The 24,438-nt window shown below is 43.6% G+C and carries 12 protein-coding genes; 7 read left to right on the forward strand and 5 right to left on the reverse strand.

Going from position 1 to position 24,438, the window contains the following annotated elements; genetic code table 11:
* The first annotated feature begins 188 nt into the window (after positions 1 to 188).
* From Q3C19_RS16050 to Q3C19_RS16075, 6 genes are all read left to right on the forward strand, one after another.
* Complete coding sequence (locus tag Q3C19_RS16050) at positions 189 to 311, forward strand: hypothetical protein (protein ID WP_277123041.1); 123 nt, start codon at positions 189 to 191, stop codon at positions 309 to 311.
* A gap of 60 nt (positions 312 to 371) precedes the next feature.
* Positions 372 to 3,299: a hypothetical protein gene (locus tag Q3C19_RS16055; protein ID WP_302730664.1), complete on the forward strand. Its 2,928-nt coding sequence runs from the start codon at positions 372 to 374 to the stop codon at positions 3,297 to 3,299.
* A 1,258-nt stretch (positions 3,300 to 4,557) separates the two neighbouring features.
* Complete coding sequence (locus Q3C19_RS16060) at positions 4,558 to 8,082, forward strand: hypothetical protein (protein WP_302730666.1); 3,525 nt, start codon at positions 4,558 to 4,560, stop codon at positions 8,080 to 8,082.
* Between the two features lie 254 nt (positions 8,083 to 8,336).
* Positions 8,337 to 9,989 (forward strand): ABC transporter ATP-binding protein, encoded by a 1,653-nt coding sequence (locus tag Q3C19_RS16065; RefSeq protein WP_302730668.1) that lies wholly within the window; start codon positions 8,337 to 8,339, stop codon positions 9,987 to 9,989.
* Positions 9,990 to 10,072: 83 nt separating this feature from the next.
* Positions 10,073 to 10,930 carry a hypothetical protein gene (locus Q3C19_RS16070; protein ID WP_302730670.1) on the forward strand — a complete coding sequence of 286 codons (858 nt, stop codon included), beginning with the start codon at positions 10,073 to 10,075 and terminating at the stop codon, positions 10,928 to 10,930.
* Positions 10,927 to 11,373 carry a hypothetical protein gene (locus tag Q3C19_RS16075; RefSeq protein WP_302730672.1) on the forward strand — a complete coding sequence of 149 codons (447 nt, stop codon included), beginning with the start codon at positions 10,927 to 10,929 and terminating at the stop codon, positions 11,371 to 11,373. Before Q3C19_RS16070 ends, Q3C19_RS16075 begins: the two co-directional genes overlap by 4 nt.
* 176 nt (positions 11,374 to 11,549) lie before the next feature.
* On the opposite strand, the gene Q3C19_RS16080 is transcribed toward Q3C19_RS16075, so the two are convergent.
* From Q3C19_RS16080 to Q3C19_RS16100, 5 genes are all read right to left on the reverse strand, one after another.
* Positions 11,550 to 12,830 (reverse strand): mechanosensitive ion channel family protein, encoded by a 1,281-nt coding sequence (locus tag Q3C19_RS16080; RefSeq protein ID WP_302730674.1) that lies wholly within the window; start codon positions 12,828 to 12,830, stop codon positions 11,550 to 11,552.
* A 28-nt stretch (positions 12,831 to 12,858) separates the two neighbouring features.
* Positions 12,859 to 13,863, reverse strand: a complete 1,005-nt coding sequence (locus Q3C19_RS16085; protein WP_277123032.1) for a DUF4435 domain-containing protein — start codon at positions 13,861 to 13,863, stop codon at positions 12,859 to 12,861.
* A 4-nt stretch (positions 13,864 to 13,867) separates the two neighbouring features.
* Positions 13,868 to 14,704, reverse strand: a complete 837-nt coding sequence (locus Q3C19_RS16090; RefSeq protein ID WP_071150826.1) for an AAA family ATPase — start codon at positions 14,702 to 14,704, stop codon at positions 13,868 to 13,870.
* Between the two features lie 281 nt (positions 14,705 to 14,985).
* Entirely contained in the window at positions 14,986 to 16,542 is a 1,557-nt protein-coding gene (locus Q3C19_RS16095) for a RagB/SusD family nutrient uptake outer membrane protein (protein ID WP_022163732.1), read from the reverse strand.
* A gap of 134 nt (positions 16,543 to 16,676) precedes the next feature.
* Complete coding sequence (locus tag Q3C19_RS16100) at positions 16,677 to 19,940, reverse strand: TonB-dependent receptor (RefSeq protein ID WP_302730678.1); 3,264 nt, start codon at positions 19,938 to 19,940, stop codon at positions 16,677 to 16,679.
* Positions 19,941 to 21,422: 1,482 nt separating this feature from the next.
* Between Q3C19_RS16100 and Q3C19_RS16105 the strand changes: the two genes are divergently transcribed.
* Positions 21,423 to 24,317, forward strand: a complete 2,895-nt coding sequence (locus Q3C19_RS16105) for a hypothetical protein (RefSeq protein WP_302730680.1) — start codon at positions 21,423 to 21,425, stop codon at positions 24,315 to 24,317.
* Positions 24,318 to 24,438: the final 121 nt, after the last annotated feature.

Below are 24,438 nucleotides of genomic sequence, written 5' to 3' on the forward strand. Positions count from 1 at the left end.
ACTGTTGTATAGCATGTTAATATGCAGAAATACAGATAATTAGCGCAATGTCAACGAATAAATCTGAGATAGATTAAACAGCAAAAAGAGGTTGAAATTTACACCTTATTATATATGGTAATTCGGAACGAAAAATAAAATGAAATATTAATAACACTTATTTTACTAACAATTAAAAACAATTAATTATGGAAATGGAAAAGTTTTATGTAGCTCCGGAAGTGGAAGTTCTGGAGGTAGAAGTAGAGAAGGGATTCTCGAATAGCAATCCCAATGATCCTAACTTCGGTGGTGGAGATGATGAAATTTAGTAATCATTACCTATAAGAGAAAAACAACTATATTTTAACTCAATTAATTAAAAAGCTAGAATGAAAACAAGCAGATTTTTATCAACTATGGCTATCACCGCATTATTGGCCGCTTGCTCTAACGAGGAATTTCTGAATGAACAGGCTCCAGTAGTTGATAGCAACAGGCCGACTGCTAAGATTGCTTTAACATTTGATGAAGCAAGTACCCGTTTGGAATATGATAAGGGTAGTGAAGGTTGGCAATGGTATTTCGCTGATGGCGATAAGATTGGTGCTTTGTTGATGGATACATGGGACGAGCAGGCCGATGGTATCGAGCACTACCAATTTACAGATTATGTACACACTAATTATCCATTTATTCGTACTACGAAAAATGGTGTAACTACATGGAACACACCTGAGGACGCAGCAGTTTGTGAAGGTAACTATTTCTTCTACTTCCCTTATGATAAGAAGTTTACTCATCGTGGACTTGTTGGATGGAGTGTAAATCCTGTGCAGAAGAACTATGACCCTCAGACGGGTGAATATTTCCAAATGCAGTCTATCAAAGACAATCAAAAATGGTTGGGCTATAAGTTCGTTGAAGCCACAGACGAAGGCGTAAACAAAATTGGTTTTGATTTTGTACCTTTATTTGCAACCCCGGGCTTTAAGATTGCCAATATGACTGGTATGAAACTGAAAGTTACTAAAATGGTTATCCGTACCAATAGTAACCAAAGCAATGATAACATTGATTTGACTGGTACTTCTCGCCTGATGGCTACAACAATGATGTTAGCGCCTAAAACTGGTAATTTTGATGCTATCAATAAAACATGGGAAAATAAAGATTTCTCGGAACATACTCGTGATATGTGGTTGCATGCTCAACGCTATATCGGTGAAAATGGTCAAAGTGAAGATGAAAAAATCGATCCGACTAATGCAGACGGAAGCTCTCTGCTTATAAATCCAACTTCTGAGGTTTACGGATTACCTTCTTGGATGGCAGACATGAGTACAGAACCGACTTATGAGTATGAAATTCAGTTTGGTGACAATTATATTGTAGAAGCTGGTGATTATGCTGTTGGTCGTGTTGTAATGCCAGGTGGTGTTTATAATCATGATAAAGCTGAAACTTTTGAGGTATTAGTATTTGTCGAAAAAGTAACCTCAGGAAATGGTAATGGAGAACAGTTAGTAGCTCGCATCGACATGGGTAAGCCTCAAACTCAAGGTGGCATGGAAGGTTCAGCTTGGGATGATGTAGTTAGCGATGCTGCTCAAAAGTTCCTGAAACCTGGTGTAACGCAAGTATTCCAAGCATCTCTTGATGCCAACGCCCTGCAAAGCTATAATATCAGTGACTTCAAAATCGCATCTACCGACAGATTGGAATGGGTACTGAGCCAAGCTAATGCTAATACTGGTGTGAAGGATGTTACACTGAAGACTATTGGCAAACGAGTAGAATTGAGTAAAGCTGCTTATGACTTGTTGGTAGCTAAACCTAACATTCGTTTGCATATTGATGGATATATCACTTTACCTGCCGGATTGCCTACTGATGCTATCAATAAGCTTTATTTCCACTTCCCGAATAACAACTATCCATTCGTGAAGACTACGTTGAATATTGAAGGCGAACAAGTAAAAGACGTAGAGAAGATGGTGAACACTGAAGATCCGAGTCAGGAATTAACATCAACTGTACTTGAAAACTGCGAAATTATCGTTTCTGCAAGTGGTAAACTTGACACTAAGACAAATGATATTACTATCAAGTCTAAGATAACAAATGCAGGTACAGTTTATGCTGCTGATGTTGAAGGAAATATTGAAAACAGTGGTGATTTTACTGCTGACACAGTAAATGGTGTGGTTAACAACACAGGTAACTATATCGTTAATGAACAACAAACGGGAGATGTAATCAACAATGGAACGGCTACTATCGCAAATGCAGATAATAAGTTGGCTAACAATGGAACAATGACATTGACCGGTGCATTATATAAAGATATTGTTATCAATGAAGTAGGAGCAGAGATGATCATTGCAGGTGAATCACAGTTTGACCATGTAAATTCAGCAATGACTGTAGATCAGCAAGCATTGAATAATCACGGTACATTGAACATCAATGCAGATGCTTTGTCAACAGGTATGCAACGTCGCTTCTATAATGATGGAACTGTGGTTATAGCTGAAGGTAAAACAGTCAACTTCTCATACATAAGGAACTACAATGGTGGTGAGATAACTGTAAGCAATAACGCTATCATGATAACGAAGCAAAATACACTTGGAAGTGTTGTAAACGAGACAGGTGCTACTATTAATAATGCAGGTACTGTTCATAATGTAGAGAACAACGGTTATATTTTAGTCTTGGATGAAACATCTATTACTAATGTAACAGCAGGTAATGGTACTATCAACAACTCAGTAATGGGCGATGTTACTTATAATGATGACCAGACTTGTGAATACGTTGAAGATAATATCTCCAATATGACTTTGGAACAGCTGAACGATAATGTAAAGAAAGCTGATGCCAATAAGTTAGTTATTAATGGTGGAACATTGAGATTCGAAGATACATTTAACTTGAATGGTGGTTCTATCACATGTGAAAAGAGAGGCTATTTCGGTAAAGGTGTTGTATTGAATGGAGTTGAATTAGATGGAACAACAGGTAAATATTGCATCATTTACACAACAAGCTTAAGTATCGAAGGTACTACTTCAATCAATCACGGCGAATTGGCTGTATTGAAAGAAACAACTTCTGGTGCTACTGCAACAGTTGAAGAAGGTGCAAATCTGATTGTCAGCAATTATGGTACATTCCGTGGCGGAAACAATGCTAAATTGACATTGAATGTTTTAGGCGATGTACACAACAATGGTACTATCAAGAACATTCAAAATTACACTGATTGCTCGACAGCTGCCAATAACCACTGGACTGGTAATGCGGCACAGCAATAAAGAGTTTATAATTAATAAAGAAGGTGGAGCTTTATGCTTCACCTTTTTTATTGCCAATAGAAGAGGAGAAGCCAAACGAAGTATTATACCTCATTTTAATAACATAAAGTAATAGCAAATACAATCACCTTCTTCTCATTCAAATTAGGATTTTGACTCTAGACCTATACATTCTATTCCTAATAGGATTATTTATCGTCTCAGCAAATAAACAACTAACGGTTTGTCAATTGAATAATTAACGGCTAGTACTACTCGCTAACTAACAGTTCAACAATAGAATAACTAAATGCTCCTTTTTTATTCTATTAATTTCTTTATTTTCATTACCTTTATAAACAATCATTTTTACTCTTCATCCCTCAATATATCCCTCAACAACATACATTCTCGCCTCCCAACCATCAATCAGAAAATAGAAATTTCCTCTCTCATATTCTTACACCTTTTTATCCAAAAGTATCAATTATAGGTGTCAACACCACCGTATCCACAACTTTTTCCTCTTCTATTTATACTTAAAATCAATGTTTTATACTCCTACTGTCCGGTGTCATGTAGTGGTGTTAACTAAGCTTTTGATTGATCAAGCCCTATAATGCGAAATGTATTAATTCGCTAATTGTAAATAGATTACAGTAATTCCCTTAATTGCACCACATGCACACGTTGTTTCGTTTAGGTTCTTTTCTTTGATCCGTATTATGCTGATTATCAACAAAATACCATCGAAACCTATTTAGGAAATAAGTTAGTTACTTTGCAGCCTGAATTATGTGCTGTTGTATAGCATGTTAATATACAGAAATACAGATAATTAGCATAATATAAACGAATAAATCCGAAGATAAATCAAACAGCAAAAAGAGGTTGGAATTTACACCTTATTATATATAGAGCATGGCTCGATACAAGAAGAAAGAACTTACGATAATTTTCATGGCTTAACAATATACAGCGTGCGATACGCTAAAGAAACTTAATTTTATAATAAGGTATGTCGCACCACATGCAACGATAACTAAACGAAAAACGAGAACGAAATACTAATAAACATTAATTTATTTACTAACAATTAAAAACTAAAATTATGGAAATGGAAAAGTTTTATGTAGCTCCGGAAGTGGAAGTTCTGGAGGTGGAAGTAGAAAGAGGATATGATTTCTCCGCTGGTGGTTCTGGCGGTGATGAAGGAGAAGGACTCTAAAGAAATAGTTTTGTTAATATGAACAAAAGATGTTAAACTAAGAACAAGCATATGAATAAAAAAATTTTCTTGCCCTCAATAGGGTTGATGGCTTTGCTTGCAGCTTGCTCTAATGATGAGCTGTTTGAAAATAAGCCGATAAGTGTGGATAATAATGGTCGTCCGACTGTAAACCTCGTACTGGGTGCTGAACTTCCAGAAATGGATGAAGCAAATACCAGAATGATTGGTGGAGCCACTGATAAAGAAAATGGTAAGTGGAGTCTGGATTGGTACTGGGAAAAAGATGATGTGTTAGGTGCTGGCTTGTTTGAAGATTATAGCACAGGTAACGTCACTAATGGCAAGTATCAAACAAATTACGCATTTACTCGTGCTGATAATAATGGTGATGTAACCAAGGAGGCTGTATTTAAAACTGCAAGTCCCGTGACAGTTGGCTCTTATATGTTTTATCGTCCTTACATTACCACAGCAGATCGTAACAAAATAGGTCATAAATTGGGTGATGAAAATAATCGTATTAAGAATTTGAAGTTTGGGAATGAGGGAATTGTAGAGTTAGGAGACAACTATAACTTCTTCTTCTCTCCACTGCACCAGGTAGCTATACCTTTCGACGGCAATGAAATGGCTGCTAAAGACGATAAACTTCCTGTGGCATTTACAAGTGCATACTCATATATTCGTATTAAGTTGGGTGGAGAATTTAAAAGTACCAGTACAACTGAATATTGGGGACATTTGAATATTGCCAAAGTTGAACTTAGTACTCTTGGTAAGGATGATAATTTCTATACGGAATTTACAGTTAATCCTCAAACAATTGCTGCTATTCAACATGATATGGCAATAGATAACCTTAGTATTGCAACAACTTCAAATGGTTCATTAGTACAAGATGATGAAAATATTGGCGTAAGTGCAAAAGTTATTCGTGACATATTAAAGCAAGACTCATATACACTGAAACATTCTTTCGATCTTAATGGTGTGAGCTATACTAAAGACCAATCATTAGCGATTCTTGAAAATGATACTAAGTCTGCTACTAAAAAGTTGATTTATGAATTAAATGAACCATACACTTACAACAAAGAAGGCGATGAATTTGTATTATATATCCCAGTTCCTAGTGGTACTTATAATCAGGGAACTGAAGAATATACTTTGAATAATACAAAAAAGACAGGTACAGGTGTATTAAAGCTCGAAGTTTATACTTCTGAAGGTAAGGCTACATTCTTCCTTGGTAAAGAAAATAAATCAGTTCAGTTCAGACGTGATGCTCCTAATCGCTTCAACGATATGTTGTATATCAAGGCTGATGATAGCAACATTGATTTTTATGCGTACAACGAAAAGGGTATTGATGTAGCAACTGAAGCTGAATGGCAATATGCTCTTAACTTCATTGAGAATCACAGCCAAATATTCAACAACAAGACTCCGCGAATCAATTTGAATGGTGATATTAAGGTCAATTCACTGCCTGAATATAAGCTGCAAATTGTTGGCGAGAAGACTATCACTTTGGAAGGTGGCGCATTTAAGTTGAATCCTGAAAAGACTTTCCTTGGTGAAGATGGTAAAAATGTTCCAACCTTGGAGGTTGCCCAAAATACTACTTTAAGTTTTGCAAAAGATATCGAAACCCTTAAATTGATCAACAACGGTACAGTCAATGCTGATCAAAACGTTGTCATGCAGTCGATGACTTCTTCTGAAAATGCAAAATTGGATATTTCAGAAGGTAAGAAAGTTATTGTAGATGCAGATACTGAGGATGCTTCTGCTTACGACGTAACACTTGGAATGGGTGCTACTCTGACAATGAATGCAGCTAAAGTTTCTGTAAATGGAAAGATGGATATCCAGGGGGACGCAATAGCAACACTGAATGGTACTACAAGTAACACTACTAACAATGTGACATTGTGCCCGACTGCTAAACTTATCGTAAATAAAGGTGAGTACACTACAATAGGTGATTTGTTGATTAACGCAGAAAAAGACAATGTCGTAGCAGAAGTTACTATTAATTCTGCAAAAGCTAACAACTTAGGCAATGTTGAAGTTTCTGGTAAACTGACGGCTAAAGCTCTCACTAATGCAGAAGGTGCTGCTTTGAAAGTAAATCCTGCAACAGGTGAAGGTCGCGACAAGTCTGGAACAGTAACCTTAACATCATTAACTAATAATGGAACTGTAGAAACAGGTGCAGCAGATGTTACCAAAAACTATTTTGGTGGTACTATCAATGTTACAACACTGAATAATAATGCTATTATCAATACAAATGGTGAGCTGGTAGTTAACAATGGTGGTACAAACAAGGGTGTTATCACACTGAAAGGTGACAAATATGCATTAATTCAATTAAAAGCAAATAGTTACACCAACAGTGGACGTATTGTCATTGAAGAACCTGAGAACTACTGTATGTATACATACTACAAGGAATGGAATAAGTTGGAATCTTTGAAAGGTGAAGGTACTATTGAAACAACAATCAAGTCTCAAAGCCAATATGAAGCTGTTTTAGCCCAAAAAGATAAGTATGCAGGCGAGTCTAATAAGTATACAGCTTGGGATGTTATCAATAAGGTATATGTTGCTACTGACCTGAAATTGACTAACGTATCTTCTAAACAACTCAACTACAAGAAAGAGATTGTTTTGAAAGACAATGTTAAATTAAATGTTGCTAACAATCTGGATATTGCTAATTTGTCTATTGAAGGAACTAATACAACTATTCAACCTATCAGCGGTAGTGCTACGCTTAACGTAACTTCCATGGTAGTAAATGAAGGAAAACAGGTTGATATTACTAAAGACGTAAAATTGCTTATCAAGTATGCTGCTTTTAACAATAAGGACTATATGCTGAATGTTGCTGGTACTCTGAATAATTATGGATGGATTGATACAAATAATAGTACAGTAGCAGAAGCCAATAAGCTTTCTGTTTTGGTAGCAAATAATGGCCAATTGATCAACCGCGGAAAACTGAGTCAGCCAGCTGTAAAAGCATTCGATGTTAATAGCAAAGAATATAAATTTGCGAAGAGCATCATTGCTAAGTTTGATAGAATTACAAATACAGGAAATGAGGGTGCACGCGTATCTATTTCTGCTAGTTTACCAAGCGATTGGACTAATGGCTCAACTATAAATAATCTTGCAACAATTCTGACTTCAGGTCAAGTTATTGAAATTGGTAAATTATTTGGAACTGAATTCGTTGGCATGATTGTTAAATATGGTAAAAAATATTATACTTTCTATGATGGAAGTCAAGATAGTAATCAAAGTGCTAAAACGATCTTTGAACCATATAAAGATAATGTAGATGGCGCGAATACAGCTTTACATAAAAAAGATGATAAAGCAAGTACACCCATCTACATGGTAAATGCAATAAAAGATCCTACGTTGAATAAAGCTTATGGTCCTACTTGGTTCTATATCCATGAAAATCTTGGAACAGTAGATTTGCTGAATAAAGTTTGGGCTTATGGAGAAATTAAAAATGGTGATAAGGGTACATTGAAAGGACAATGGTCTGAATAAATAGTTATCTTTTATAAAAAATAAGGTCGGGAACTTCCAAAAGGTTTCCGACCTTTTTTCAATATATCAGCTCTATTTCTCCCTAGTTACCAAAAATTTCCTCCCCAGTTACCAAAATATTTTTCCCCAGTTAGGAAAAAAATCCTCCCTAACTAGGCAAAAATCCTCCCCTTTCCTTTCCCTCCATTTTCCCTGTAAAAAAATCCTGCCAAATTTGCATAAACCGCACGGCTGCACTACCTTTGCCCACCGATATGGTAAAGGAAATCATTTCTCTGCTTCCCCCGCAGGCCCGCCGCCGCAGTTGGCGCGTGGCACTGGCCGTACTGGTGCGCGCTGTACTCGACTTTGCAGGTGTGGCCGCACTGATACCGTTGTTGCTGGCTGTATTGCGCCCCGGAGGTTCGCGAGGCGAGATGTTGCTGCTTTGCGGAGCTGTGATGGGCTTTGTGGTACTGAAGAATGCACTGGTAGTAGCCCTGGCACGGGTGGAAAGCACCTTTCAACTGGAAATATATCGCGACTTCAGCCGGCGCATGTTTGTCAACTACTACCGGCGCGGGCTGCTGTTCCTAAAGAGTAAAAGCAGTGTGCAGCTTGGGCACGAGGTGAACTACGTGTGCTACACCTTCTGCCTGTGTGTGCTTGCCCCGCTGTTCCGCATTGTGGGCGATGCCGTGCTCATCCTGTTCATGATGGCTGCCCTCGTGATATGGGAGCCGCTGGCCGGGCTGTTGCTGTGCGCCGCCTTCGTACCGTTGTCACTGATCTACACGGTAGCCGTGCGCCGTCGTCTGCGCAAGTACGGCCAGGAGGAACTGGAAGCACGCCGTAAGCAGAGCCGTACGGTGGTAGAAGCTTTCCGCGGCTATGCCGAACTGGAGATAGCTCAGGCATTCGGCACCTCGCTTGCCTCGTTCGACCAAGGCATGGACAGCATCGTACACAGCCGTCAGCGCATGGAACGCTATCAGCTGTTTCCGCAGTTTTTGAGTGAAGCCGCCATCGTAGTAGGTATAGCCCTGCTGATAGGAGCCGGACGTGGTGACCTGAGTATCGTGAGCGGTGTGTTTGCCGTAGCGGCGTTTCGTCTGATTCCTGCCATGCGCAGCATCCTGAACAGTTGGGTGACTCTGCAGAACGCTTCGCACTCGATACAGGTGGTGACTGAAGGACTGACCGAAAGCCAAACGGCTGATGACAGCAGCGAACAGCCCTTTACCTTCAAGCACACACTGGAACTGAAAGACTTGGGATTTGCTTTCCCCGACGGAGAACAGCTGTTCAATCACCTGAACCTGACCATCCACCGGGGCGAACGCATCGGTATACGCGGCCCCAGCGGATCGGGCAAATCGACACTGTTCAATCTGCTATTGGGTTTCCTAACACCGACCGAAGGCGAAATATTGGTAGACGGGCGCCGGCTGACAACTGCCAACCGCAACCGCTGGCACAAACTGGTAGGCTACGTGCCGCAGGAAATCTTCATTGTAGAAGGTTCGCTGCTCGACAACGTTGCCTTGGGACATCCCTCTCCCGACCGTCAGCGGGTGATGGAAGTACTGGAACAGGTACGCCTGAAAGACTGGCTGGAGACGCTTCCGCAAGGACTGGACACACCGCTAGGTGAATATGGCAGTCGCTTGTCGGGCGGACAGAAGCAACGCATCGGCATAGCCCGTGCCTTGTACAAAGAGGCGGAAGTGCTGTTCTTCGACGAAGCCACGTCGGCCTTGGACAGCCGCACGGAAAGCGAGATAAACCGCGCACTGGAGGAACTGTCCGAACAGTGCCGTGAACTGACCATGATTATCATTGCCCACAGGGAGACATCGCTGCGGGTGTGCGATAGGATATGGGACCTCACCCCCGACCCCTCTCCGAAAGAGAGGGAAGGAGCGTGATGAAGGTGGATTCAGAGTTTAGAGCTGAGGGTTTAAGCTTGAGGGTATATAGATTTGGAAATGAAAACAATACATATTTAATTATGGAACAAGACTATATGATTGCAGGGTTTCGCCTGCGTATGGAAGGTGAGCCACTGGTGAAGGCTGTGGCTAACATCGGCGGATTCGGTGTATTTGCTATCGACTCGACTGCCGAACCTAATTTCCGCTTCGTATGGAGCGAAGAAAAGGCTCCTGCCTTTACTGCCGAGCTATACCGTAACGATCCGGTACTGACACACAACCGTTTCGGGCGTTACGAAAAAGGATATATATTCGAAACAACCTATATCGGTAGCGATCAGACACTCACAGTCTGGATAGCCGAAGGATCACGTACCGCCTATTTCAGCGGTAACCTCGATGTCAGTCTGCTGCGTTTTGCCTGCTGGATTGCTTTCGGTGTGCTGATTGCTCCCCAGAAGGCTGTGGCTATCCACACCAGCACCATTGTCTTCCACGACAAAGCTGTCATCTTCCTGGGCGAAAGCGGTACCGGAAAGAGCACCCACACCCGCCTGTGGCGCGAAAATATTGAAGGTGCTACACTGCTGAACGACGATAGCCCCATCGTGCGCATACACAACGGAATTCCCTACGTATATGGCAGTCCGTGGAGCGGAAAGACACCGTGCTACAAGACGAACTCGTACGAACTGGTGGGCTGTGTGCGCCTGTCGCAGGCTCCTTACAACGAAATAAAGAAACTGAAGGTGATGCAGGCCTATGCTGCACTTCACCCCTCGTGCCCGCCCGACTTTGCTTACGACGAGAAACTGTACGATTGCATCAGTCAGATACTGAACGACATACTGGTCAAGGTACCGGTTTACCACCTGGCTTGCCTGCCCAATGCCGAAGCTGCCCACCTGTCGTGTAAAACCATCTTCGGAGTATGAGGAAACTGGTTGTAGCCAACGATTTTCTGGCCGAAGCCGCCGAAGTACTGCGACAGGGAAAGAGGGTAAAAGTACGCATCGACGGACAAAGCATGTTCCCCTTCATCATCGGCGGGAAAGATGTGGTAGAGATTGATCCACTGCCTGCCGACGGCGAACTGCCTGCCTGGTGCTGCCCTTTCTACCAGTGGGAAGGGAAGTACATGGTACATCGCTACATCGGACGTGAAGGCGACGAATGTCTGATGCTGGGCGACGGCAATCTGTACCGGATAGAGCGTGTGAAGCGTAGCGAGGTACTGGGACTGTTGCGCTACATCTATCGTCCCGACGGCAGTGTGCAGGACTGTACCGACAGCCGATGGCTGAAGCGCGGGGCTTTGTGGTATAAGCTGAAGCCGATCAGAAGGATATTGCTGCCGCTGTTCAGAATAATCAAATGAGTTAAGAAATTAAGAAGTTAAAGAAGTTAGGGAAGTTATCACTTCGCTCCGCTCCGTTAGAAGTTAAAGCCGATAGTTATGTAACGGTTAACGGTAAATGACTGATTCCTCATTTCTCGGTCTATTGGCCTTTAACTCCTAAGCCCGCCTAACGGGCGATAACTTCTATAACTTCTTTAACTTCTTTCAAGTACACGATCGTTGCTTTCCGTCAGCCGGCGCAAATCTGCTCCGGAAGGAGACTGGAAGACACGCAAGTCGAATTCGGGAATGATAGCCAACACGTGGTCGAATACATCGGCCTGTACGCCCTCGTAAGGAATCCAATCCTTGATGGTGGAAAAGAAATAAAGTTCGACAGGCAAGCCGTGGTCGGTAGGCTGCAAATGGCGTACCATGCAGTTCAGTTCGGTGTTTACTACAGGGAGACTCTTCAGATAGGCAGTCAGATAAGCACGGAACACACCGAGATTGGTCTGCCGGCGACCGTTTACCAACACTTCGTTGTCGATGCCGTTCTCCTTGTTATATGCTTCGACTACAGCTTCGGTCTGTTCGATGTAGTCTTTCAACAGCTGAATCTTACGATACTTTTCGAGCATTTCGGGAGTACAGAAGCGTACGCTGGTCATGTCGATGTTGATGCTTCGTTTCACCCGTCGCCCGCCGCTCTCGCGCATGCCGCGCCAGTTCTGGAAAGAGTCGCTCACCAGCAGGTAGGGCGGTATGGTAGTGATGGTATTATCAAAATTACGAACCTTTACTGTATTTAATGTCACCTCGATGACTATGCCGTCGGCACCGTACTTGGGCATGGTAATCCAGTCGCCTACCTTCAGCATGTCGTTGGCCGAAAGTTGCACACCGCTGACAAAGCCCATGATACTGTCCTTGAACACCAGCATCAGAATGGCTGCCGACGCACCCAGACCTGCCAACAGTGAGAAAGGCGACTTACCCAACAGTTCGGCTACCACGATAATGATACCGATGGACCATAAAGATACCTGCAACGTCTGAAGCAAGCCTTTTAGCGGACGGTCGCGCATGGACTCTTTCTCGCTGTATACTGCATAGGCAGCTTTCAGGAAAGAGTTGATAAACAGCAAGAAAGCAAATATAATATAAATGAAGCACAAACGCCGGATGAAACTTAAAGTCACCGAATCGGTTTGTGCAAAAGCGATCGGTATGAACAGATAGATGACAACAGGTGCCACCATGTGGCTCAGGTAGACCATTACGTTACGGTTGAACAGAATATCGTCCCACGTTGCTTTGGTCTTTGCAACTAGGCGGGCAATGGCTCTGAGCAACACCTTACGGCAAATCAGATCGGCAGCAAAAGCCAATATCAGCACCAGGGCAAAAGCAATGAACTGATCCAGCCAGTCGGCCGTCTGCGAATTCATGCCCCAGCTTACCAGCAATTTATCAATATTATTCAGTAAATCCATTTTGTTTAAGTTAAAGGAGTTAGGAAAATCAGAAGGGTGAGGTCGCCAATATCCTTTCCACGTCCTCGCGCATCCACTGGTAGTGCCAGAGTGACTTGTAACCTTCGTTCTTTTTCAACATCAGTTGCACAGCGGCCTGACTGTTCTCATAACTGGTCAGTTCGTTGCGGAACTGTTCGTCGTGACGTGCCAGCCGCTTGATCTCTTTCTCGCGTTCGCGACGGAGCTGGGTACAAACCGGAGTAAGCAGCCTCATCACGACATTGTCCATAATGTGATGTCCTTGTATATAAAGGTAAGTGGTGTCGGGAGTTACGCCCAAAGGCTCCAGTTCTTCGCGCAACGCATCAACCTGCTCGATGAGTTGCGGAAAACGGGTGCCCAGTTCGCTCAGTTTCTTGTCTACACGTTGCCTCATTTCGTCCAAACAACGGTAAGGCTGGTGTAACGTAACGTCCTGAATGCGTACACACTGGTTGAACTCGTGCATCGGAAATGTTTTGGTATCGTGTTGACGATAAAACCAGATATTCCACAAGAACAGCGGGTAAGCAATGCGTGAATAGCGCTTCAGAAACTCGGGAAAGTCGATCAGCACACGGTCGTTCAGCGTGGCCTGCACACAGACTTCGTGCAAACTCTCGGCATAGCACAGGTAGTTCTCGATGGCATAAACATAGGTTTGCAGCACAAACGGATTCTTATTGATACGGCGCGACACAGCCGTATTGCCTTGCATCAGGAAGTCGTAATCGCTGTCTACGCAGGCTATCAGGCTCCGACCCAGTTCGTCGGCATTGAGCGTATTGAGCAGCACCATCTTTTTCCCTTTCGACAAAGACGTTTGCGAGGGCAACATCACCTGGAAATAGTGTTCATCGTCCTCGAACTCCGAAAGCAGGGTACGCCAGAAAGCTACATCATCGTAACTTTCGACATAGGCCACAATGCGGCGGCGTTTCTTTTTAGGCGAAAGCCGCGTGGCTGCATCCAGATAAGCGGAAGTCAGATTATGTCGTAACGAAGTAGCCACGGTCTCAACTGTTTTGATGGGTTTCGGTAGATATCTCGCTCACTTCGGTCACGGCATCCAGCCAGCCTTCCATGATGACGGCAGGCGAATGGGTGGTAAGAATCAGTTGTACGTTGGGATTCAGCGCACGGATCATTCCGATGAGTTTCTGTTGCCACTCTACGTGCAACGAAGCTTCGGGCTCGTCCATGAACAGCACACAATGGCTGCCTCCGCGCACCAATACCGTCAGCAGGATGACCAGCATCTGTTTCTCGCCGGAAGACAGCTTGTAAGGCAAAAGTCGTTCGCCGTCCTGATAGAACACGATTTCATTGCTTTTACGGTCGATCTTCTTTCGGGTATAGCTGAACAGTTCGTCTATCAGGTCCTGAAACTTACGTTTGGGCACCGACAGGAGGGAAGCCTGGTTGCGCTGCTGCTCGTTGTCACTGCTCAGCAGTTCGATCATCTTATTGCCCACATTTACCTGATAGTCCAGGTAGCGGCGTTGCAGCAGATACAGTTGCCAGTCGAGTTCAGACCTCACATTCGGGTCGGCCATCCGTGCGGTGAAGTCGCCCATGATGAGCGGGCGGTCGTAGCTGCGGATGACGTCGTAAGGAATGTAGGTAGCTTCGGGATTGTCGAAAATGACGCGCACTCCATTCTTTTCGTCCGTCTTCATGGCTCCGGAGGTTTGCTCCAGATAGCCTACCGAACGGTTCAGGATGGTCGTTTTCCCTACACCGTTGATGCCCGAAAGGATATTGACATCGGGACGAAGGTCCCAGGCAATGTCGTAACGGTGCCACAGGCCGTGGATTTCGATACGTCGTATATAGTCAGCAGGTATTTCCATGATATTCTCTGTTTTATTGCAAACAAAGATAGTGAAAGTCGAATACAGAAAAAACAAGCTTGCTTGATTTTTTTTGCTGAAACGCATCCTAACTTACCTAAAAATAATGAAAGAAATTAATAAAGTTATTAACCTGACAATGATTTTATTGAGAAAAGATGTCCGGATGCCCTATATACAACGAAAGCCGGGAGGCAACGGCCTCCGAAGAAACCGAGCCTCCCGAACAGACTTCAGAGAGAATTGTAGGTAAAGAATATGAATTGGTTAAAGTATAAGATTTATTCGATGTAGCTGTCCAGCGCCCCGTTGTAGTCCACTTCTTTGGCCGGATAGACCCACGTCCAGTTGTTGCTGTCTTCGGGCTTCAGAGTTATGGCAAACTGAGCATGGAAGCTGCCTTCGGGATAGGCATGGCGCACTACCGGCTGACGCCAGCGCTTATGGTCGAACCAGTCGAAGCCTTCGCCCCAAAGCTCAATGCGGCGATAAAGTTTCACCTCTTCGAGTAATTGGTCACCGCTTTTGTCGCAGGTGTATTGCGGATTGCGGCCACTGTCCTTTATCAAGGCTTGCAGAAGGGCTTGTGTCTCTTTATCTTTTCCTCCCAGATGGCAATTGGCCTCGGCTTCAATCAGATACATTTCTGCCGAACGGAAATGGTTGAGTTGTCCCACTCCGGGCTGACTTGTACAAAGAAACTTGAATTGCATATAGGCAAATATCTGGCTGGTAGAGTAGATTTTGTCGGCATACTCCTTGCGGGCACGTTCCAGCATAGGTCCGCTGGTGGCGCTGCCGTTGGCTGTATTGTAAACATCGCCCTCGCGGGGAGCAAGGAACATGTTACGGCGTACATCGGTTTCGGGGATGCGGTCGTAGAGCTCTTTACTGATGGCACAAGGGTATGCACGGCAAATGCTGGCACTGGAATTACTGCCCTGGAAAGCAAAGAAAGAAAAATAGTAAAGTGTCTGGTCGGGAGCACTGTAGCTACTCCATATCCACTCACTGTTGGGGGTGCTGAAGCCGCCATCCACATAGTCGGCATTGCTCATCAGCGGATAGTCTTTACGGGCCAGTGGAGCATACTTGGCAGCCGAAGCCCAGTCTTCACGCGTCAGAGCAGCACGGGCATAGACAGCATAAGCTACCGCAAGGTCAGGACTATGGTTGTCGCCACGGTCGCGCGTCAGCTTGCTGCGGGTATAAGCGTCGATAGCGGCATCGAGATCGGTGTATATCTGCTGATAAACCTGTGCCAGGGTTGATGCTGGCAGATCGCCGTCGGACGTATCGAGCCTCAATGGTAGTCCACGCGAAGCTCCCTGATTACTGTCGGCCCAGCGGTGGCAATAGAGCTGGCTGAGCATCAGATACGAGTAAGCCCGTATGGTGAGTGCCTGTGCGCGGATAAAGTCGCGTTCGGCATCTGTACCGGCAGCATTGCCTATGTTGACAATGATGCGGTTGGCATTGCCTATCAGCTTATAATAATAGAACCAGGGATAGTAGCAATAGAGCGAAGTACTGCGCTCCATATAGGTAGCGTTGATGATGTTGGCCCAGCCCGTCAGGTTACACTTCTGGAAGTCGTTGCCCGGATAGTTGCCATACCAGGTTTTGATAGTACCTTCGCCGTTGACTCCTTGCTGACCCAGGTACTGTTGGGTCATCATCAGGCAAAGACCGTTGACGGCCATACGGGCATTTTCGGTCGTTTCGAAGACGGTGCCCGTATCGGTAGACGACTGGGGCAACGTGTCGAGGTAGTCGGCCGAACAAGCGGTAAGCAGGGCCGAAGCTACGGATATGCAGAGAATATTTTTCAGTTTCATATCGTATATGTTTTTTTATCTGAAGAAGGTTAAGAAGTCAAGCCGGCTGTTTTCAAAAAGCAATAAGAAATTATCAATCAAGGATGTAAAGGCCCGACTCCTTAACTCATCTTCTGTGTAATGAATATACATTATTAAAGTTTCACACTTACTCCTACCGAGAAGATACGCGGCGTTACCAGGTAGTTACCTTGTCCGCCGGAGAACGACTGCTGAGGATTCATACCCTGACGGGCGGTAAAGGTCCAGAGATTTTCACAAGTCACGTTCAACCCTACAGCCTGCAGGCCGATATGATCGACCCAAGCCTGCGGCAAGCGGTAAGACAGGGTCAGATTCTTCACTACCAGATAGTCGGCCGAAGTAAGCCAGCGGGAAGAAACGGCGTTGTTGTCCGAACTCAACATGCTGTTGATCTGCGGTATACCGTCTTTCCGAATACGGTTGGGCGAATTTTCGTCCATGCCTTCGGGAGCTTGTGTCCACGATTTCATGATGTCGGAGTGGTAGTTGCTGGGGCTGGTACCAGTACTCATCAGCGACTGGTAAACGCTATCCATCGTCTTACCTCCCAACGAATAGGTGAAGAGGGCGGAAAGCGTGAGCGACTTGTAGCTGACCGTACCCGTGAAGCTGCCATATACGGTAGGCAGAGCTGAACCGTGAAATTCGCGCTGACCGTAAGTGGTGTTGGTGACATAAGGCACTCCGTTTATCACAGTTACCTTGCTGGTAATGTCAGTACCGGTCTGCTTGTTACCCAGTATAGTACCGTCGGACAGTTTGACGTAATAGTCCTCCAGATTGGCTTTGTAGAGGGAATTACCGGTCAATTGGTCTACTCCTTCGAACGTATAAGTGTAGAACTCGTAACGGCTGCGACCTTCCACAATCTTGTATGCACCCGATATGATACCGTCCTTGTTCTGGTCGGGCAGTTTCACAATCTCGTTCTTCAGGAAGGTGGCATTGGCAGCCAGGTTAACGGTCCAGTTCTTGTTACGGAAGACGTCAACATCAGTATTGATCTCAACACCAAGGTTGGAGATAGTACCCAGATTGCGTGTCACGGTAGCTTCGGCTGCTGTCGAAGAAGTGGCTCCTGCCGAAAGGGGTAGATAAATGTCGAACAACAGGTCTTTGTTTCGCTTGTCAAAGTACTCTACGCTCAGGTTCCAACGGTCGAACAAACGTGTCTCGACAGCCACACCATAGGCCTCGCCCGTCTCCCACTTCAGGTCGTAAGAGTCGTTCTGACTCAGGAAAAGGGCTCCTTTGTGAGCATTCTGCGCTACCGAATAAAGGCTCATGTAGCCATAGTAGCCGGCTCCTGCATCGTTACCTACCTGACCGTAGTTGGCACGCAGCTTTAGGTCGTTCACCCAGCGTACGTCTTTCATAAAGTCTTCTTCGCTGATTATCCAGTTGGCTCCCACACTGCCGAAGTTACCCCAACGGTTATCGGGATGGAAACGTGAGGAACCATCGCGACGGAAGGATACTTCCAGGTTGTAGCGGTCGCGGAAGTTATAGCGAATGCGTCCCAAGTAACTCTCTGTACGATAATTGTTTTCGTAACCATCGAGACTGGTGATTTCGGTAAAGTTACTGTAGTTGGGACGGTCGGGGAATATCTGCGACGTCTTGAAGCCATAAGTATAATCGTAGTTATACGAGAAATTTTCGTGAGCCACCAGCACATCGAACAGATGCGCGCCGAAAAGGTGAGTCCACTTCAGTTGCTGCTGGAAGGTGTAGCTCTTGTAACGATAAGATTTACGCTTGGCACGTCCGTTACTGCCTTTTCCGTTACCGATGATGGCATTATCGTACGAACTGTTTTCCGAATGGCTCAGACTCATGTCCCCTTTTACGGTGAAAGTAAAGTCGCGCAGGAACTTGACATCCATATAGGCGATGCCCTGCAGGGTATTGCGTACTGTCTGATTCTTGTCCAGCTCGTTTTCCCATACCACATGACGGTCCTGGTACTGATTGCGTGTGGCTATTTCCACATCCTGCTCGTTGGTATAATAACCGGGATCGTACTGGCGCTGACCATTGACCAGGCGGTAGGAGCCGTCAGGGTTGTGCAGATGTACGGGATAGATGGGGGCTATCTGACGGCAATACATAAAGGCGTTTGTAAAAGAGGCACCTTCGTCGCCTGTGGTAATCTTCGAATTCTGATGGCTGCCCGACAGGTTAACACCAGCTTTAAGCCATTCTACCGGATTCAGATTAACCGATACGCGTGCCGAAAGGCGGTCGAAACTTGAATTGCGCACATAGCCTTCTTCGTCCAGATAGCCCAGTGAGAAGTAATAGTCGCTCTTTTCGCCGGCAGCGTTTCCGCTGAACATATACTCCTGACGGTAACCGTTGCGAATGGCTGCTTTATACCAATCAAGGTCGTCGGCATAGCCGGGAAGCATCTGTACGCCTTCGGCCAGACGGCCCGATGCGTCAAACAGTTCCTTATCGGGTTTATTGAAAATATTCAGGTAAAGTTGCTCGCTGATCAGGTTTTCGCTGGCATAGCGTGCTGCTTTGGCCGGATCGTCGCCAGCCGAAATACGTGCATTGCGCAGGTTTTGCCAACTGGCTTCCATAAACTGGCGGACATCGGTGCGGGCATATTCCTTGATGCCCCGCGAGTAAATACCCTGATTGACTTTCAGCTCGAAACTCAGTTTGCCAGCTGTGCCCCGTTTGGTGGTAATCAGAATGACTCCATTCGAAGCACGGTTACCATAGAGGGCGCACGAAGCAGCGTCCTTTAGCACCGAAAGGCTTTCAATATCAGCAGGATTGATGTCGGCAATGCTTCCGCTGAAGGGTACTCCATCCACCACATAGAGGGGCGAACTGGAGCCGTTCACCGTTCCGATGCCTCGGATGCGGATGTCGGGCGTACTGCCCGGTGCGCCGTACGTGCTGTTGATTTGCACTCCCGAAGTGCTTCCTTCGAGTGCCGAAGTGACGCTCGACGTAGGACGCATTTCAATCTGTTTCTGGTCGACGGACGAGATAGCTCCCGTCAGCGACGAACGTTTGGCGGTGCCATAGGCCACGGTGACAAGTACTTCGTCCAGTACTTGCTGATCGCTTTCCAAAACCACTTCTACATACTCACTTACAGGCACTTCGCGCGTCTTCATGCCCACAAACGAAACGACCAGCGTCTGTGCTGATGCAGATACGCCGTCCAACTGAAATTTTCCTTCCACATTGGTAATAGACCCTTGCGAAGTTCCTTTCACCAATACCGAAGCGCCGATTACCGGTTGTCCGTCCTCGGCCGAGGTGACAATACCCGTCACCTGCTTAGTTTGTGCCCGAAGCATTCCCGCTCCCAGGCATACAAACAGGATCAATAACAAAACTCTCTCTTTCATAAAAAATCACATAACGTATAATGGTTAATTAGTATGTTTTCCATGCCCTTGTTTGTCCCTGTTTTACGATGTCTGTAAGTGGTTTGAGCCGTGCAAGTGTCGCTCGTGAGCCGTGCAAGTGTCGCTCGCGAGCCGTACAAGTGTTGTTCGCGAGCCGTGCAAGTGTTGTTCACAAGCCATGTATGCAGTAGCAATTTTCGGTGGCAAAAATAGGGTATAAAGCACAAGACACCAAGGATACTTGATGTACATCAAGCAAGTCGTAAACAATCTAATAATCAATGATTTAAAATAAAAAACAGATGTACACACCATGTACAAACGCAGTTAAAGACCCGACAAAGCCATTGATATCACCTTCTGCCTATCGACATTTCTCTTCTTTTCAAGATGCCCGGCCAGATTGGAGAATCTACTCTTTTCATTATATAAATATCAAGCCGGATATTCTGCAAATCTCTCTACTGAGAAACTAAAAAGGAGAACAAGGTTCATCACAAATACATTCATCAAAGCATTGAATGGTAACTGTCCAATAACATCGTTTACTCCTGTTACCCCTCCCTAAATTTATAAGTCCAACCAGTTAGGCTATGCAAAGAATATTACTACATTCTTCTTTTTAGCTATCATTCCGATAGAGAGTCTGCAAACAAACGAACTCTTCATCCTATATCCTTACATCCTTTTAGGTATTGGTGTTAATTTGAAGTGTCAATCACATTATATTACCCTTCTTTTTAGTACTTATCCTCACAGATAATGAATACTTTACGTTCTTCTTTACTGGTATCGGAAAGTGGTGTCAGATACAGTTCTGCACTATTTCTATTTCTTTCAGTAAAAATAGAATGCTTTGAATATTAAACACTTACTCATTGGCTCAAATCTATTTTTTCTACAACACACTTACTAGAATCTCTTTCTACATAATTATATTCTACTGATTATCAACAAAATACCATCGAAACCTATTTAGGAAATAAGTTAGTTACTTTGCAGCCTGAATTATGCGCTGTTGTATAGTATTCTAATGTGCAGATATACAGCTGATTAGTGTGTAATAAACGAATAAATCCGAAGCTAAATCAAACAGCAAAAAGAGGTTGGAATTTACACCTTATTATATATAGAGCATGGCTCGATACAAAAAGAAAGGACTTACGATAATTTTCATGGCTTAGCAATATACAGCGTGCGATACGCTAAAAAGAGTTAAATTTATAATAAGGTATGTCGCACCACATGCAACGACAACTGAACAAAAACGAGAACGAAATACTAATAAACATTAATTTATTTACTAACAATTAAAAATTTAAATTATGGAAATGGAAAAGTTTTATGTAGCTCCGGAAGTGGAAGTTCTGGAGGTTAAGGTAGAAAAAGGATTCGCAGGAAGTGGGCAAGGAGAAGATTTGCCTCCATTGTAATACCTTGTGATGTCAAAGTAAAAAATTTACTAAATTAATTAAACAAATAATGAAAACAAAACATCTATTATTTACTGCGGCAATGGTATCTGCCCTTGCTGCTTGTACCAATGACGACTTTGTTTCCGAAAGCAGTAATGCTATTCGTGACGACAAAGGCCTGTTGGTTGAATTGAGTGAGAATTTTGCAATCGCAGCTACAAAGGGTGATGCAGAAACGCGTGCTTACGATCAGAATGGAAAATTTGTCTGGGTACCTAATGCCGTAAATCCCACTAATGGCTCTGCTACAGCACCTGCAACATTGGGCCTTTGCTGGACAGGTGTAAACAATACCAATCCTGAGTATTCAGCATTACAGACTACTGATTACCGAGTATTTACAAACTATAAGTTTGAACATCAAGGATGGTTATATGATGGTGAAACTCTTCCTAAATATGATGCATGTGAGAGTACACCGACTATCAAAAACGGCCAGTTTATTCCGGGATTAGGCAGTAAAGCTGCAACGTGGGAAACTAAAGGTAAGGCTGAAGATAATGATTTGCTAATTACTCCAGAAGTAACTAAAGGTAACGATAATTTTTATAGGAAGACTGATGTAAGTGGAGATTTTGCAAATACCAAATTGAACTTTGGTACCGGTTTCTTTAAGTCTAAATTAGGTACTATTTACCAAGGTGAATACATCGTTTATTTCCCCTATTCTGATGAATTCTATAATGGTCCTGTACAAGCTGTTTCTCCTAAGACTATAAGTTTGACAAACTTACAGGGCAAGCCTAAAGAAAATGGCCAGGTACAACATGATTTATATACATGGGCTGCCATGTCTAAGTATGCATTTAGTGTAGGTTATACGGCAAATATGGACGGTGGCGTAGATGCTCAATCTTTTACGACCGGCATTCTGTCAGGTGGTGTAGTGGTTCGTTTAACAAATTCTGCTGAGAAAGGATTAGAAAAACCAATTAATACTATCACCCTTTATTCGAAAAACGAGCAGTTCATCTTGAAACAGAACTTAAGTGCTGCCGCTATCAAAGCTGCCAACAATAAGAAGGCAATGTATGGTGAAAACTTCTACTACGGTGAACCGACTGAAACCAGCAAAACTATTGTTGCTAAAGTTTTCAATGTTGAAAACAAAGGATTGGCACCAGGAAAAGATAATTACGTAGATGTTGTTATCCCTGTGTTGCCTACAAAAGTTGATGATTTAACAGTCTTGATGACAAATGATGCCAACTTAACAGCTGAATATAAAGTAGCCGGTACGACTACAATCAAGTCTGTTGGCCAAGGTTGGACAGTTGTTGAAGTAGATACCAAGAATCTTACTTTTGACAAGGTTTATGCTACAGATGAAGCTTCATTCAGAGCAGCAACTAATAACGTTGGTACATCCTGCAATAAAGATTTGGCAAAGGCTAGCAGTAAAACTGTTCGCGTATTGGGTCAAATCGAAATAAGCGATCCTGAACAGCCGGCTATTGCTATCCGTGGTGGTTACACCATTGTTGGTGAAGAAGGTGATGCATTAATTATTAAGGGAGGTAATAAAACAAATCTTGCAGGTCAATCAGGTTTAACCAATCCTCGATTCATTGTTAATCCAACATCACTTTTTAATGCAGCAACCATGAATGAACCTGTTCTTGATTGCGATGTAATCGTTGAGTCTGCAGGTTGCTGCAATGCAGTCGGTGGCCGTTTGGTTATTGGTCAAGCTACAGTTGGTAAGAACGCCAATATTAAAGTCTTGGGACATGAAGAAGGTGTTGTTCCTACAGCAGCTGCACACTACACGAAAGACGGTTGGTTAAGCTTCGACGTTGAAGGAAAGACTTCTACTGTAAACGGAACTATCATTAACGAAGGTCAGGTTACTTTCGGACGTTGCGATCGTAGAGGAACTACTGCTAAAGCCCAGACTCTGCTGAATGGTTCTATTACAAATAAGAAAGGTATGACCATATTCTATGCTGGTAATCAAAGTAATACTGAAGATGATGCCAAATTAGCAGTTTCTTCAACAGGTGCTTTGAACAATGAGGCTAATGCAGAACTCACAATCGAAGGAGAGTTTTTCTTTGATGGAACTGGCTATAACAAGGGTACGATTTATGATCGTGTATCTAGTCAAGTAACAGGTAAGCTCTCTCAGTTTAAAGGTGGTGAATACATTTGTGATGTAAATGACCCAGGCAAACGCTTTAACGATGCATTACTCAGTGTATACAAACCGACTACTGTTGTGCGCTTTGTTGAAGTAGGTGATAAAGTTTATGACTTTACGAATTATGCTAATGCATCTGAAACTATCAAGAAATATATAGTTGCAGTAGGTGGTAATAAAACAACTTACTTCAAGGGCACAAATATTACTTTGCCGGCTGTAGAAGTAGAAGAGAATAATACCTTAAACTTCAAATCTGATGAGAAGGGTACTACCATTGTTTGGACTAACTTAACTGTTGACAATGATTTAGTTGTAAATGGTAAAATTGTAACTGAAGGTGCTGGTTTAACAACCTTAACCTATAATAATGGCATTAAGAATCTTACTGTAAAGAACAACTTTACTGTAAACGGTGAAGCTCAATTAAGTAATGAAACAGTTAACGTCAGCAAAACATGGTATGTAGCTTCTAAAACAGCAACTAAGAGCGTGGTAACTGGTACTACTGTTACTGTAGGTGATGCAACTTCCAAGGCTGGTGGCCTGTTCGACATTGAAGGTGTGATTGACTTAGGAAACAATACAGATATCTTGGTATATGGCGACATTAATGCCGGAAAAGACGCCGTGGCAACAATTCTTGAAGCTACTGGTTCTGCCTCTAATATGCCTGCATCTGTAACTTACTCTGGCAAGAACACTTATAGCAACATTCTGACCAACTGGCCGAAGGGTGGTCCTTCACAGATGATGGAATAATGGTAGATTGAATCAATTGGCTGACTTAATCTAAAGTAGTTATTGATATCAAGTAAATAAAACAGATCCTGTTCATTTCAATTATTATTGAGATGGACAGGATTTGTAGTTTCATTTATAA

Source organism: Bacteroides sp. ET489, assembly GCF_030518095.1.
Lineage (GTDB): Bacteria > Bacteroidota > Bacteroidia > Bacteroidales > Bacteroidaceae > Bacteroides > Bacteroides ndongoniae.

What these genes read in the sequence shown, in the direction of transcription:
- Q3C19_RS16050 (WP_277123041.1), top strand. Translation starts at nt 189, where the DNA reads ATGGAAATGGAAAAGTTTTATGTAGCTCCGGAAGTGGAAGTTCTGGAG.
- Q3C19_RS16055 (WP_302730664.1), top strand. Translation starts at nt 372, where the DNA reads ATGAAAACAAGCAGATTTTTATCAACTATGGCTATCACCGCATTATTG.
- Q3C19_RS16070 (WP_302730670.1), top strand. Translation starts at nt 10,073, where the DNA reads ATGGAACAAGACTATATGATTGCAGGGTTTCGCCTGCGTATGGAAGGT.
- Q3C19_RS16065 (WP_302730668.1), top strand. Translation starts at nt 8,337, where the DNA reads ATGGTAAAGGAAATCATTTCTCTGCTTCCCCCGCAGGCCCGCCGCCGC.
- Q3C19_RS16100 (WP_302730678.1), bottom strand. Translation starts at nt 19,940, where the DNA reads ATGAAAGAGAGAGTTTTGTTATTGATCCTGTTTGTATGCCTGGGAGCG.
- Q3C19_RS16090 (WP_071150826.1), bottom strand. Translation starts at nt 14,704, where the DNA reads ATGGAAATACCTGCTGACTATATACGACGTATCGAAATCCACGGCCTG.
- Q3C19_RS16075 (WP_302730672.1), top strand. Translation starts at nt 10,927, where the DNA reads ATGAGGAAACTGGTTGTAGCCAACGATTTTCTGGCCGAAGCCGCCGAA.
- Q3C19_RS16080 (WP_302730674.1), bottom strand. Translation starts at nt 12,830, where the DNA reads ATGGATTTACTGAATAATATTGATAAATTGCTGGTAAGCTGGGGCATG.
- Q3C19_RS16105 (WP_302730680.1), top strand. Translation starts at nt 21,423, where the DNA reads ATGAAAACAAAACATCTATTATTTACTGCGGCAATGGTATCTGCCCTT.
- Q3C19_RS16060 (WP_302730666.1), top strand. Translation starts at nt 4,558, where the DNA reads ATGAATAAAAAAATTTTCTTGCCCTCAATAGGGTTGATGGCTTTGCTT.
- Q3C19_RS16095 (WP_022163732.1), bottom strand. Translation starts at nt 16,542, where the DNA reads ATGAAACTGAAAAATATTCTCTGCATATCCGTAGCTTCGGCCCTGCTT.